General features: G+C 66.2%; 12 protein-coding genes. 7 read left to right on the top strand and 5 right to left on the bottom strand.

The genetic code is table 11. The features are described 5' to 3' along the window. Positions 1-46: 46 nt before the first annotated feature. The gene (locus tag VLK31_RS09625; RefSeq protein WP_409168173.1) at positions 47-586 is read right to left on the bottom strand and encodes a fimbrial protein; all 540 of its coding nucleotides are present in this window, start codon (positions 584-586) and stop codon (positions 47-49) included. Between the two features lie 313 nt (positions 587-899). Between VLK31_RS09625 and VLK31_RS09620 the strand changes: the two genes are divergently transcribed. Then, complete coding sequence (locus VLK31_RS09620) at positions 900-2633, top strand: hypothetical protein (protein ID WP_409168172.1); 1734 nt, start codon at positions 900-902, stop codon at positions 2631-2633. Between the two features lie 49 nt (positions 2634-2682). Here the strand turns inward: VLK31_RS09620 and ilvB are convergent, their stop codons facing one another. Then, positions 2683-4482, bottom strand: a complete 1800-nt coding sequence (gene ilvB / locus VLK31_RS09615; protein WP_409168171.1) for a biosynthetic-type acetolactate synthase large subunit — start codon at positions 4480-4482, stop codon at positions 2683-2685. A 65-nt stretch (positions 4483-4547) separates the two neighbouring features. Between ilvB and VLK31_RS09610 the strand changes: the two genes are divergently transcribed. Together VLK31_RS09610 and VLK31_RS09605 are read left to right on the top strand one after the other, a co-directional pair. Then, positions 4548-5042 (top strand): Lrp/AsnC family transcriptional regulator, encoded by a 495-nt coding sequence (locus VLK31_RS09610; protein ID WP_409168170.1) that lies wholly within the window; start codon positions 4548-4550, stop codon positions 5040-5042. Positions 5043-5099: 57 nt separating this feature from the next. Beyond that, the gene (locus VLK31_RS09605; protein WP_409168169.1) at positions 5100-5768 is read left to right on the top strand and encodes a hypothetical protein; all 669 of its coding nucleotides are present in this window, start codon (positions 5100-5102) and stop codon (positions 5766-5768) included. A gap of 21 nt (positions 5769-5789) precedes the next feature. On the opposite strand, the gene VLK31_RS09600 is transcribed toward VLK31_RS09605, so the two are convergent. Together VLK31_RS09600 and VLK31_RS09595 are read right to left on the bottom strand one after the other, a co-directional pair. Continuing rightward, positions 5790-6797 carry an OmpA family protein gene (locus VLK31_RS09600; protein ID WP_409168168.1) on the bottom strand — a complete coding sequence of 336 codons (1008 nt, stop codon included), beginning with the start codon at positions 6795-6797 and terminating at the stop codon, positions 5790-5792. Between the two features lie 161 nt (positions 6798-6958). Next, on the bottom strand, positions 6959-7915 hold the full coding sequence (locus tag VLK31_RS09595; RefSeq protein WP_409168167.1) for a LysR family transcriptional regulator: 957 nt from the start codon (positions 7913-7915) through the stop codon (positions 6959-6961). A gap of 111 nt (positions 7916-8026) precedes the next feature. Between VLK31_RS09595 and VLK31_RS09590 the strand changes: the two genes are divergently transcribed. From VLK31_RS09590 to VLK31_RS09580, 3 genes are all read left to right on the top strand, one after another. Beyond that, positions 8027-9007 (top strand): tripartite tricarboxylate transporter substrate binding protein, encoded by a 981-nt coding sequence (locus VLK31_RS09590; protein ID WP_409168166.1) that lies wholly within the window; start codon positions 8027-8029, stop codon positions 9005-9007. Between the two features lie 3 nt (positions 9008-9010). Further along, complete coding sequence (locus VLK31_RS09585; protein WP_409168165.1) at positions 9011-9889, top strand: alpha/beta fold hydrolase; 879 nt, start codon at positions 9011-9013, stop codon at positions 9887-9889. 144 nt (positions 9890-10033) lie between these two features. Next, positions 10034-10747, top strand: coding sequence for a Crp/Fnr family transcriptional regulator (locus VLK31_RS09580; RefSeq protein ID WP_409168164.1), 714 nt, complete (start codon positions 10034-10036; stop codon positions 10745-10747). 77 nt (positions 10748-10824) lie between these two features. On the opposite strand, the gene VLK31_RS09575 is transcribed toward VLK31_RS09580, so the two are convergent. Beyond that, positions 10825-11718 (bottom strand): LysR family transcriptional regulator, encoded by an 894-nt coding sequence (locus VLK31_RS09575; RefSeq protein WP_409168163.1) that lies wholly within the window; start codon positions 11716-11718, stop codon positions 10825-10827. A gap of 89 nt (positions 11719-11807) precedes the next feature. Here VLK31_RS09575 and VLK31_RS09570 point away from each other — a divergent pair, with 89 nt between their 5' ends. Then, positions 11808-12602 (top strand): NAD(P)H-dependent oxidoreductase, encoded by a 795-nt coding sequence (locus tag VLK31_RS09570; protein ID WP_409168162.1) that lies wholly within the window; start codon positions 11808-11810, stop codon positions 12600-12602. Positions 12603-12605 lie beyond the last annotated feature (3 nt).

The raw sequence follows: 12605 nt of genomic DNA, 5'->3' as shown, positions 1-12605 counted from the left end.
GAAACAAAAAGGGGCCGGCGCATGACGCGCCGCCCCCGAAGAACGCTTACTGGTAGTTGAGCGAATAGAGCACGCGCGTGGTGGCAGTGCCGGGACCCACGGCGCCTGTACGCACGTACTGCGCAAAGTAACGCAGGGTGGCGCCACCGGACGCGATAGTCACAGGCGTTGCGCCATTGGCACTTGCCGCGTCGCCGCCGAGGCGGATCTTGGTGGCATCGCTGTTCAGCAGGCTGATTTCGACGCCGGTAGCGCTGCCGGCAGCGGTGTCCAGCTTCAGATTGCCCGTATCGAAATCCACGGTGGGGCCAGCTTCGAAATAGGCGGACACCCGGGTCAACGCGCCCGTGCAACCGCTGAGAACGAGGGCGAACGGCGTGGTGCCTGCGGTTGCGTTGAGCGCTGGCAATGCGCTCGCCTGGATGGCCGGCAGCGTCACGGTCACGTTGCCCACCGTCGATCCGTTGATCTGGCAGGTGTTGGCAGTAACAAGGCCATTGATGGTGATGGTGCCATCAGAAGCAAAAGCCGATTGAGTGGCTGCAGCGACCAGTACGGCCGCGAAAATACGAGACTTGGAAAACATGGAAACTCCGGAAAAAAAATTACTGATCCCCTCTGAAAAAAGGGAGCGCCATATGTAAGCGCTGGGGGCATTCTTGATACTTTCGGTCATAGGACACATAAGACTGGTCCTAGATTCTTGGAGGTTCGAAACTTCGCTTCGCATCGCGTTAAATAATTCCGTCACGCCGCAATAAGGTCATTCCCTTGCCTCGCTGCTGACCGCGCGCATCCCAAAGAAATCGATCGGCAATGTCTGCGGCGGTCCGCTCGAACAAAGCGAGGGCAGCGGGCTTCGAGCAAGGGCTGCGCGAGTGGGCGGCACAATCGTCCGCGTGCATTTTTTCAACCACTGCCTGTCCGCCGGCTTCGCGCTGGCGTTCACCCTTGCTGCCACGGTCGCGCATGCCGCCGAGCCGGTGCTGCTTGTCACCTCCCCCGTCGCCTTGCAGACCGCGGAAAAATCCGGCGCGGGCTTTGCGCGCTGGTTTGGCGAAACATCGGGCGGCGACGGCCTGGCAACCAACCAGGCGCTGACGCGCTCGCCCGCATGGCGCTCCCTCACCGAGCCGATCGCTGCCAGCCTCGCCGGCGTCCAGCGGCGCGACAAGCAGGCCGGCGTCGGCATCGCCAAGTACCCCCACCGCCTGTTCGACGCGCGCTGGCTCGCAAGCCCCGATGCCTGGTTCGAGCTGGTGGGCGTGGCCAACCGCATGGACCGGCGCCCCTTTCAAGATAATGCGTGCGGCGAGACCCGGCTGGTGTATCGCCTGGCCTACCGCACCGCCGCGACGCAGTCACGCCTGCCGATGACAGTCAACGTCGAGCTGCGCGGCGATGCGCCGGACCCCAACGGCAGCTGCGCGACCATGGCAAAGCGCTGGCAGCCGCCGCAGGCTTCGATGAGCGACGAAGCACTGGGCCGCTGGCTGACGTCTGCAAACGGCCCGCTCGCGCCGCAACGCCTCGCGCTCGCGCGCGTCTCACAGGTCACGACCAATCTGCAGAGCGTGCGCTGGCCCTCTGCCGTTCGGCCCGACCTGGGCGGCCATGCCGAGTACATGCTGCGGGCCTTCCGCTGGAACGCGGGCGCCAGCCGCTTCGACGTGGCGCCGCTGGAGAACACGCCCGACGTCGCCAGGCTCAAGGCCAGCGCACCGCTGCGCAAGGCGCTGCAGCAGTGGCTGCAGCAGCCCGCCAACTTGCGTGCGCTCGACGAAGCCACCGTGCAGATACCGGAGAGGTTCCTGGCGACCGAAGCCACCTCGGTCGCGCCGCGTGGCCTTGAGCGGCTGGCCAACCAGCCCTTCGCGCAGGTCTTCGCGCCCGGTGAATGGAAGGCTGTGGAAGGCAGCCGCACGCTGACGTCACCGCAGGCCGTGCTGCGCCGGCTCGACGACCTGAGCTGCGCGGGCTGCCACCAGAGCCGCGCGGTCGCGGGCTTTCATTTGCTGGGCGTCGACCGGCGTGGTGCCTCGCGCACCTTCACCACGGGCAACGCGCTGGCGGTGCCGCATTCACCGCATGTGCAGGACGAACTGGCGCGCCGTGGCACCTATGTGCGGGCGGCAATGTCGACGCTACGGCCCGATCCGTTTCGGCCGCTGGCAGAACCCGATGCACACGATGCACCCGACGCCGTGCAAGAAAAAGCCATCGTCGGCGCGCGCTGCGAACCCACGCGCATCACACCTTCTGCCAACCCGTGGCTCGACCGCGCGCAGAAGCTGCCGCGCATCGCCTGCGACGGTGCGGCGTCGGTGTGCGAGACCACGTCGGTCGGCTTTCCGGGCGGCATGTGTTCGGGCCCGTGCGACGCGAAAGACAAGAACGGCACGTGCGGCGGCATCGCGATCTTGAGCGACTTCAACAGCTGCCTGGCCGCGAAGAAGCCCTTCGGCGATTGCCTGGCCAAGCACACGCGGCCCGGCAACCTGCGCAGCTGCTCGGCAGAGAAGGCCTGCCGCGACGACTACATCTGCGCGCAGGCCGATGGGCAGCCCGAGGGGCACGGCGCGTGCATACCGCCGTATTTTTTGTTCCAGATGCGGGTGGACGGGCACTCGTAGACCTCGGCCCCGCATCGCTCGCTCTCCCAGAGGGAGAGGCAACAACACATCACGCCTCCTCGTACCACCTGTCCTTCGCCAGCATCACCCTGTGGTGCCCGTGCCCTGACGGCATCATCGGAAAGCAGTTCTCCTGCGCCGCCACTTCCACGTTCAAAAAGAACGGCCCCTCGCTGGCCAGGCACTCGGCCAGCGCCTCTTCCAGCTCGGCCGGGTCCGTCACCCGCCGCGCGCTCCAGCCGAAGGCCTTGGCCAGCGCCACAAAATCGGGCAGCGCCTCGTTCCAGCTGTGGCTCAGGCGGTTGCCGTGGTTCAGTTCCTGCCACTGGCGCACCATGCCCATGTAGCCGTTGTTGCACAGCACCAGCTTCACCGGCACGCGGTGCTGCACGGCCGTCGACAGCTCCTGGATGTTCATGAGCACCGACGCATCACCGCTCACGCACACGGCCAGCGAATCGGGGTGGCCGATCTGCGCGCCGATGGCCGCCGGCAGGCCGTATCCCATCGTGCCCGCCCCGCCGGACGTGAGCCAATGGCGCGGGCTGTCGAAGCGCAGGTACTGCGCGGCCCACATCTGGTGCTGGCCCACGTCGGTCGACACGATCGCGTCGCGCCCGGTCGCGCCAATGGCGCGCTGCAGCGACGACATCAGTCGCTGCGGCAAGATCGCGTCTTCGCGCGGCGTGAAGGCCAGGCAGTCTTCGGCACGCCAGCGTTCGATGCGCGCCCACCACGGCGCAAGCCGCTCGGGCGCAAAGCCCTCGGCGGGCAGCAGCGCCAGCAGGCCTTCGAGAATCAGCGCGCAGTCGCCCACCATCGGCACGTCGACCTGCACCACCTTGTTGATGCTGCCGGGGTCGATGTCGATGTGGATCTTGCGTGCATGCGGGCAGAACTCGTCGAGCTTGCCGGTCACGCGGTCGTCGAAGCGCGCGCCAATGCACACCACCAGGTCGGCCTCGTGCATGGCCAAGTTGGCTTCGAGCATGCCGTGCATGCCGAGCATGCCGATGAACTTGGGGTCGGACGCCGGGAACGCGCCCAGCCCTATCAGCGTGAGCGTGCACGGCGCATGCAGCAGGTTCACCAGCTTCGTGAAAGCCTCGCACGCAGCGGGGCCCGAGTTGACCAGCCCGCCGCCGCCATAGATCACCGGGCGGCGCGCGGTCGACAGCAGATCGGCCGCGCGCTGCATCATGGCCTTGGGCGGCAGTGCGGAGCGGCTGGTGCGCAGTGCGCGCAGCGGCGCGGGCTCGCTCGCCTGGCCCAGGCGGTTGAGCTGAATGTCCTTCGGCACGTCGAGCAGCACCGGCCCGGGCCGGCCCGAGGTGGCGATCTCCAGCGCGCGGCGCACCAGCGCGGGCACGTCGTCGGCCGAGCGCACCTGCTTGTTCCACTTGGTCACCGAGCGCGACATGCCCAGCGCGTCGCTCTCCTGAAAAGCCTGCGTGCCGATGACCGCGGTGGCCACCTGCCCGCTGATGCACAGCACCGGCACCGAGTCGCTCATGGCATCCAGCAACCCGGTGATGGTGTTGCCCACGCCCGGCCCCGAGGTGACCAGCACCACGCCCACCCGCCCGGTGCTGCGCGCATAGCCTTCGGCCGCATGCACGGCCGCCTGCTCGTGGCGCACCAGCACATGGCGCAGCCGTGGCTCGCCGTGCAGCGCGTCGTACAGCGGCAATGCCGCGCCGCCGGGGTAGCCAAAAATGGTGTCGACGCCGCATGCGACCAGCGTGTCGAGCAGGGCTTCGGCGCCGTTGCGGATGCGGGCGGGCACGTCGGGGTGGACCTCGTGGTGGAGGGACAGGGTGTTCGTGAGGGGTAGGTCGAGCAGTCGCATGCCGTCAATTCTTCCGGTTTCAGCGCAAAATATGCTTCTTTTTTTTGGCTATTCGGCCTCGATTCATGAAAATCAATCGGCAAATCCCCGGCGACAACGAAGGATCTTTCGACAAGATTGACCTGGCCATCCTGCGCGTGCTGCTGCTCGACTCGCGCAAGACCCTGCAGGACATCGGCAACGAGGTCGGACTGTCCCCCACCAGTTGCTGGACGCGCATCAAGAAGCTGGAGGCCTCGGGCGTCATCAAGCGCTACACGGTCGACGTGGACGCGGCCAAGCTCGGCTACCACGACTCGGTGATCGTGCAGGTCACGCTGGAGAGCCACACCGACGAAACCCTGTACGACTTCGGCCGCACGCTGGCCACCATTCCGGAGATCCAGGAGGCCTACCTCGTCTCCGGCGACTACGACTACTACATTCGCATTGCCGTGCGCGACACCCGCGACTACGAGCGGCTGCTGCGCGAAAAGCTGTACAAGATTCCCGGCATCCGCCACAGCAAGTCTCACTTTGTCCTACGCGTATTGAAGGAAACCAGCGTTCCGCTGATCTGAAGAAGCTGCCAGCATGGCCCAACGCTGCAAAAGCGCCCATGCCCAAGGACCCCTCGGATGTTCGATTTCTTCAAGAAAAAGCCACAGCCCGCCGGCACCAGTGCCGCGGCCACAGCCGCGGCCTTGAGGTCGGTGCCGAACGGAGCAGCGGTGCCCCCTCCCCTGGCCGGGCGCAACGGCCACGTGGGCGCCATCGAGGCCGTGGCCATCGACGGCACCATGTACTTTTTCGGGTTCGACTTTCGCAGCGACCTGGTGCTGTCCCCGCTCATCGACGACCCTGCACTGATGGCGCGCTTTGCAAGCCGCCACATGGCCCAGCGCGACGGCACGCACGACGAGGCCTACTGGCATGGGCTGGTCGGCCTGGCCCAACAGACCTCCGAGCTGTGCAACGACGACGACGGCCGCCGCTTCAACAGCCAGATGCTGGCCGCCACCCTCGCCCGGCTCGACCGCGTGCGCCGCAACGGCACGCCCGACCCGGGCTTTCGCATCGAGCACCACCTGCGCTACCTGCTGGGCGCGGCGGGCGGCTGGCGCATGGCCGACCCGGCCGGCCCTGAAGACGTCGACCTGTGGATCGCGCAGATCGCCGGCAAACAGCCGCTGGCCGACGGCGCAGCGCTGCAGGACGTGGCCGCGCGACTGCAGCAGCACCTGAACGCGCTGGTCGCCGCGGCACCCGGCAACTGGGCGACGCGCTTCGCCGTGTTGCACAGCTGACGCGCCCGCGTCAGACAGACCTCAGAGCCGCACCAACTCCACCCGGCGGTTCTTCGCCCGCCCCGCCTCGTTGTCGTTGGGGGCCACCGGCTGCGATGCGCCCGCACCGCGCGTGGTGAAGCGGCGCGGGTCCACCCCCGCCTTCACCAGCACCGCAATCACCGCCAGCGCGCGGCGCTTCGATAGATCGTCGTTGTGCTGCGCCTCGCCCTGCGCGTCGGTGTGCCCCACCACCGACAGCTTGAGCGGCGGGTTGTTGCGCATCAGCTTGGTCATTTCGTCGAGCGTGGGTTGCGACTCGGGCTTGATCACGTCCTTGTCCAGGTCGAACAAGATGCCGTACAGGTTCACGCGGCCCGTGTCGGCCAGGCTCTTCTGCATGGCCGAAGCATCGACGAACACGATCTTGTTGTCTTCCATCGCCTTCGTTTCCACCACGCGCACGAAGGCGTGGTTGCCCACGTCGGCGTTGTGCTCGGCCAGCGCGATGCTGGCGTACACCGTGCCGGTGGGGCCGGTCTTTTTGGCGAGCAGGTAGCGCGCGCCCACCGCAAAGTAATTGCGCGCGTAGTCACCACGGCTGCCCAGGCGCGGCCACTCGGGGTTGTCGAAGGCCAGCGCAAAGTCGTACGGCGTGTTGGTGTCCACGCTGTTGGGCCGCGGCTTGTAGCAAGACGCGTTGGCCGTGCCGCAGGTGAACAGCACCTCGAAGCCCTTGGCCTTCAGGCTGGACTCGTAGTTGCGCTGCACCTCGAGCAGCGAGCGCTCCTTGGGCAGCTTGTAGAGGTAGAGCGTGACCTTGCCCTCGACCTGCAGCAGATCGGGCTTGCCGCCGGCCCAGTTCTGAAACGGTTCCTTGATGAGGCCGACCTCGTCATAGGCGGCGGCCTTGTAGCCGTCGAGCACGGCGCCTTCGTAGCGGCCGACGAGCGGGTGGTCTTTAGCGGGTTCGGCAGCGAAGGTGGCGGGTGCCGTGAGTGCGCCAAAGCAAAGCAAGGCCGTGGCAGCGAAGAAGGCGAGCTTTTTCATCGAAGACGTTGGGGTGGGCGGCAACGTTTCGGATGCTAGGGCGGGCGCGGGCTGTTGGGCATTCGACGGACGGTCTATGCCGCCAGCGCATTCAGCTCTGCTGCCTCACGACTTGCCAGCAGCAGCCGTGCGGACAAGGTTCCGCAAGGCTGCTCCGGAGTTCACGACACAGGCCGCCTGGTGCGAGGCGTCGACCGCGCTGTGAGGAATGTCGCGAAGCGGTCCAGCGCGCCGCTGCGTTCACGCAACGGCAGCAGCAAGCCGATGTCACGGAATGCCGCGGGCGCATGCCAATGCAGTTCCACCAGATGCCCCCCATCCAGCAGATGCCGCACCACGCTGCACGGCAGCAGCGCCAGCAATTCCTTCTTGGCAAGCAGCGCCCAGACCATCGTTGGTGACGTGGTCAGCACATTGCAAGTCTTCGGCGGCTGCGCGGAGTCCGCGAAGAGTTCATCGAAGGCTTGGCGAGCCGCCACCGGCGCCGGCGTTGTGAGCCAGGTCGCAGCCTCCAGCTGGGCCAGCGACAGCTTTTTCTTCCTTGCCAGCGGATGGCCCGGCGCAGCGACAACGGCGAAGCGGTCTTGCTGCAAAGCGATGAACTCCCACCCCTCCGGCAGCACCTCTGGCGCGCGGCATACGAAGCAGTCGACTTCGCCGGCGGTCAGCAGCGACGGCTGGTTGCCCGCATCGGCCTCCTGCAACTGCACCAGGATGTCAGGGTGGGTGCTGGCGAACGCCGGCAACGCGTCTCCCAGCAGGCCGCTGATGCCTGCGGCAATGGCCGCCACGCGAACGACCGAACTGGCACGGCTTGTGATGGCCACCGTTTGCGTGGCGGCTTCGTCCACCAGCGCCAGCATGCGCCGCGCCATCGGCAGCAGCGCGCCACCCAGCGCCGTGGCGGACATGCCCTTCGAATGCCGCAGAAACAACGCACTGCCAAGCAGCGCTTCAAGGTCCGACAGCGCCTGCGTGGCGGTCGGCTGCGCCATGCCTATCGCGTCGGAAGCGCGCTTGACGGAGCCCAGATCGGCGGTGCGAACAAACACTTCCAGATGGCGCAGACGCGCGCGACTCAGCAGGCGGTTGCGCAGCACGGTGGCGGACAAAGTCATGCGTTGAGGGGTATTGAATATGCCGATATCGAATGGCAAAAAGCGATTGGAAGTCTATCGCTCCAACGACCAAACTGGTGGACGACAAAACATCGAACCGGAGACATTCACTTGGCCCTCTTCAAACACGCACAACGCCTGCGGGCGTCGCTGCTACTGGCTTGCGCCGCCGCGTGCGTCTTGCCCGCCTTTGCGCAGATCTACCCTGACAAACCCATCACGCTGATCGTTCCCTACCCGCCCGGCGCCGCCGTCGACCGCGTGGCGCGGGGGCTGTCGCTGGAGCTTGGCAAGCGCCTGGGCCAGAGCGTGATCGTCGACAACGTCGCCGGCGCCTCCGGCACCGTGGCAGGCAAGCGCATGCTGCGCACGCAGCCTGACGGCTACACCTTGATGATCGGCACGGTCAATGAACTGGTGGTCGCGCCGCCCGTGATGAAGGCGGGCTACACCGCACGCGATTTCACGCCCATTGCAAAGATCTCCAACAACTCGACCGTGCTGGTCGCGCATCCGGGGTTCGCCGCCAACAACGTCGACGAGCTGATCGAACTGGGCCGCAAGAGCCGCGAACCTCTGTTGTCCGGCGCCACAGGCACGGCCACGATGCAGACCTTCGGCGGCACGATGCTGGCCAACGCAGGCGGCTTCAAGATGACCCACGTTGTCTACAAGGGTGGCTCGCCGCTGCTGAACGACCTTGTCGCGGGGCAGGTGCAGCTTGGAACCATCGCGCTCACTTCCGCGCTGCCGTTCATTCGCGACGGCAAGCTCAAGGCCATTGGCATCCTCTCGATGCACCGCGACCCGACGGCCGCCAACATACCGACGGTGAACGAGGGCAAGACCGTCAAGAACGTGCAGGCCGACCTTTGGACCGGCCTGATAGGCCCTGCGCACATGCCTCCCGCGGTGGTGGCCAGGCTGAGCAGCGCGGTGCGCGAGATCATGGCCAGTGCGAGTTACCGGGAAGCCGAATTCAAGTCGGGCAGCGTGGTGGCCGACTTTGCCGAGCCCGCTGCCTTCGGCAAATTCCTCGCGCAGGAAGAAGAGCGCGTGCGCCCCCTGCTCGCCAACGTGAAGCCGGAGTAGAAATTGAGCCTGACATCGCTGCCGCTGAACCGGATAGACATCGCAAGCAACATCGAGAAGGACATCGGGAACGGAATCGAAATCCACTATGTCGAGGCCGGCGCCGGCACGCCGCTGATCTTCGTGCACGGCGGCATGGGCGATTGGCAGTCTTGGGCGCCGCAATGGCAGGCGTTTGTGCCGCACTTTCGCTGCATCAGCTACAGCCGCCGCTTCAGTTCACCGAACCGCAACCTGCTGGCTTCCACCACGCACTCGGTCATTGAAGAGGCGCACGACCTTGCCGGTTTGATGGACGCCATTCATGCCACACCCGCGGTGTTGGTAGGCACGTCGTATGGTGCGTACACCGCACTCGCGCTGGCCTTGCGCTGGCCGGAGAAAGTGCGAGCCCTCGCGTTGACAGAGCCACCCGTGCTGCCGTTCGCAGACCGCGTGCACGGCGGACGAGAGGCCCGCGAGCTCTTCGAGCGCGAGGTGCTGCGACCATCGGACGCGGCGTTTGCGTCAGGCGACATCGACCATGCGATCGACATCCTCACCGGAGGAATCAACGGGCGCGACAGCAAGGAAGCGATGTCAGAAGCCGGGCTGGCCGGCCGCCGTCGCAACGCGCAGGCGATGCGCGCGCTCGCCCTGTCGAGCGAGCCCTATCCCGCGCTGAGCGTCGAAGCGCTGGCCGCGCTCCAGACTCCGACGTTGCTGCTGCGCGGCGAACGAACCCAACCCATCCACCGCGCGATATCCGGCGCGCTTGCGGGGCTGATGCCCCATGCAAGCACGATCGAAGTTCCGGCAGCGGGGCATGGCGTGCATCGCGACAACCCGGCGCTTTTCAACTTGGTGGTGCTTCGCTTTCTTGCGGGTCAACACATGGCGTAAGACGGACCTTCGGCTCCAACTTCGATTGCTCGCAAGGCATCCCCATTTCCAGGGATGACGCAACACTTGATCGCAAGCACACAGTGGGGCGCGGTGTCCCACGTGGTCACGCGCATATGTTCACTTCCCTCGGCCCCAATACGCGTGAACAATCGGGCCATGTATTTCCACCCACTGCTGGTTGGCCTGCCAGCAACACAGCGTGCGGCGCTCGCCAAAGCGAGCCACCTTCGCTTCTACAAGCGAAACGATCAGATCCTCCTCGCGGGCGAATCGACGGACCAGGTGTATTGCGTTGGGAGCGGGCTGTTGCGGGCGGTCATTCCGGGCCGTGTCGTCGGCTCGGAGGTGACGACGGAGTTCTTCCGTCCGAACGAATTCGTGTGCGACGTTCCAATCAGCTACAACCGCTACATGTCCGTCCAAACGGTTGTGGCGGCACTGCCCTCCACGGTCTACCTGGTGCCCATCGCGGTCATGCGCGACCTGTGCGCAACCCACCCCGGCGTGGCGGTGGGCCTGCTCGGACTGGCGATGAAGCGCATGGACCTGCTGCGCTTGCACCTTCAACACGTGCAAGCGCTGTCGGCCCAGGATCTGGTGTGCCGCATCCTGCATCAGTTGACGGACCTCGCACCGGCCGGCGCGAGCTGCTACGACAAGCGCATCACGCAAGCGGTCATCGCCTCCTATTCGGGCTTGTCGCGCGAGGTCGTGAACAAGACCATGCGTGAGTTCGAAAACCGCGGCCTCGTGCGTCGTGACGAAGACGGCATCTACGTTGCGGACTATGCTCAAGTACCTGTTCACACGAGCCCGGCAAGCGCCCGCATCGACTCGCGCATGTCTTCGCTGTGAACGCAGAACCTCACAAGCCTGCGTCAGTCCGATGCAGTTCGAGCAGGCCCCGCAAAAGATCATTCATGCGGGTCTCCTCACAAACTCCCGGCAATCACCTCCCTCACCCACCGGTGCCCCGCATCCCGATGCCTTCGCTCATGCCACAGCATCGCCATCTCGTACCCCGGCACCTCCAGCGGCGCTTCCACCACCCGTAACCCAGGCGCCCCGCGCGCCAGCCGCTCCGGCAGCATCGCCACCATGTCGGTCGTGGCCAGCACCGACATCATGAAAAGAAAGTGCGGCACCGACAGCACCACGCGCCGCGTCAAACCCTTCGCTGCCAGCGCCTCGTCCGTCGGCCCGACGAAGCCACCGCCGCCCAGAGACACCACCACGTGCTCCAACGCGCAGAACTGCGCAAGCGTGGGCCGGCGCCTCAGGCGCGGGTGCCCTGCCCGCCCGGCCAGCACATAGCGTTCATGGAACAGCACGCGACGGTGCAAGCCGGGCGGCGCACCCACGCTGGTGTGAAAGAACAAATCGATCTCGCCCTGCTCCAGTTGCCGCGCCATGCGCGACGGCACCGCCTCCAACACGGCCAGCCGCGTGTGCGGCGCCTCGGTGCGCAGCCTGGTGAGCGCGGGCAGCAGGATGGCTGACTCGGCGTAGTCGGCCGCTGCCACGCGCCATGTGGTGGTCGCTTGCGCGGGCTCGAAGGGGCGCGATGGCGCGACCGCGCGGCCCAGCCCTTCGAGCGCTTCGCGCAATGGCTCGCGCAGTTCGTCGGCGCGCGCGGTGGGCCGCATGCCGCGTTGCGCGGGCACCAGCAGCGGGTCGTTGAACACCTCGCGCAGCTTGGCCAGTTGCACGCTGACCGAAGGCTGAGACAGGTTCAACCGCTCGGCGGCGCGGGTCACGTTGCGCTCGGTCAGCAGGGTGTCCAGCGTCACCAGCAGGTTGAGGTCGAGGCGGCTGAAATTGTTCATGGCAATGGCTGGAATTCGATCTATTCATTTCCAATATATCGCCACGCTGCCTAACCTGCGGGCATCTTCACTCGAACCCCTGCAAAACCGTGAACATCCTGCTGGTCCTTGCCCATCCCGAACCCGACTCTCTCAACGGCGCGTTGCATCGCTTCATGCTCGAGCGCCTCGCGGCCTCGGGCCACTCCGTGCGCACGTCCGACCTGTACGCCATGCGCTGGAAGCCTGCGCTCGACGCCGACGACTTTCCCGCGCGCGACAGCGCCGTGCGCTTCGACCCTTCGCTCGAATCGCTGAAGGCTTTCGAGGCCGGCACGCAGACCGCCGACATCGCTGCCGAGCAGCAAAAGCTGCTGTGGGCCGACGCCGTCATCGTGCAGTTTCCGCTGTGGTGGTATTCGATGCCGGCCATCCTCAAGGGCTGGTTCGAGCGCATCTACGCGTACGGCTTCGCCTACGGCGTGGGCGAGCATTCAGAGACGCATTGGGGCGACCGCTTCGGCGAAGGCACCCTGGCCGGCAAACGCGCGATGGTGGTCACGACGACCGGCGGCTGGGCCTCGCACTACGCGCCGCGCGGCATCAACGGGCCGATGGACGACCTGCTGTTTCCCATTCAGCACGGCATCCTGTACTACCCGGGCTTCGACGTGCTGCCGCCGTATGTGGTGCACCGCACGCACAAGGTGGATGCCGCTGCGTATGCGCGCATCACCGAGGAACTGGGCCAGCGGATGGACATGCTGTTCACCGCCGACCCCATTCCCTTCCGCCCCCAGAACGCCGGCGACTACAAGATTCCCGCGCTCACCCTGCGGCCCGACATTGCGCCGGGGCAGGCAGGGTTCGCGGTGCACAGCGCACCGACCGCAGGCCGCGGCTAATGC

Source organism: Variovorax sp. H27-G14, from assembly GCF_046156345.1.
Taxonomy (GTDB): Bacteria; Pseudomonadota; Gammaproteobacteria; order Burkholderiales; family Burkholderiaceae_C; genus Variovorax.
Note: the sequence above shows the minus strand (reverse complement) of the source record. Positions and strands in the feature narration are given on the sequence as shown.

Coding starts and splice junctions, on each gene's coding strand:
- VLK31_RS09625 (WP_409168173.1), bottom strand. CDS start 586: ATGTTTTCCAAGTCTCGTATTTTCGCGGCCGTACTGGTCGCTGCAGCC.
- ilvB (WP_409168171.1), bottom strand. CDS start 4,482: ATGCGACTGCTCGACCTACCCCTCACGAACACCCTGTCCCTCCACCAC.
- VLK31_RS09610 (WP_409168170.1), top strand. CDS start 4,548: ATGAAAATCAATCGGCAAATCCCCGGCGACAACGAAGGATCTTTCGAC.
- VLK31_RS09605 (WP_409168169.1), top strand. CDS start 5,100: ATGTTCGATTTCTTCAAGAAAAAGCCACAGCCCGCCGGCACCAGTGCC.
- VLK31_RS09600 (WP_409168168.1), bottom strand. CDS start 6,797: ATGAAAAAGCTCGCCTTCTTCGCTGCCACGGCCTTGCTTTGCTTTGGC.
- VLK31_RS09595 (WP_409168167.1), bottom strand. CDS start 7,915: ATGACTTTGTCCGCCACCGTGCTGCGCAACCGCCTGCTGAGTCGCGCG.
- VLK31_RS09575 (WP_409168163.1), bottom strand. CDS start 11,718: ATGAACAATTTCAGCCGCCTCGACCTCAACCTGCTGGTGACGCTGGAC.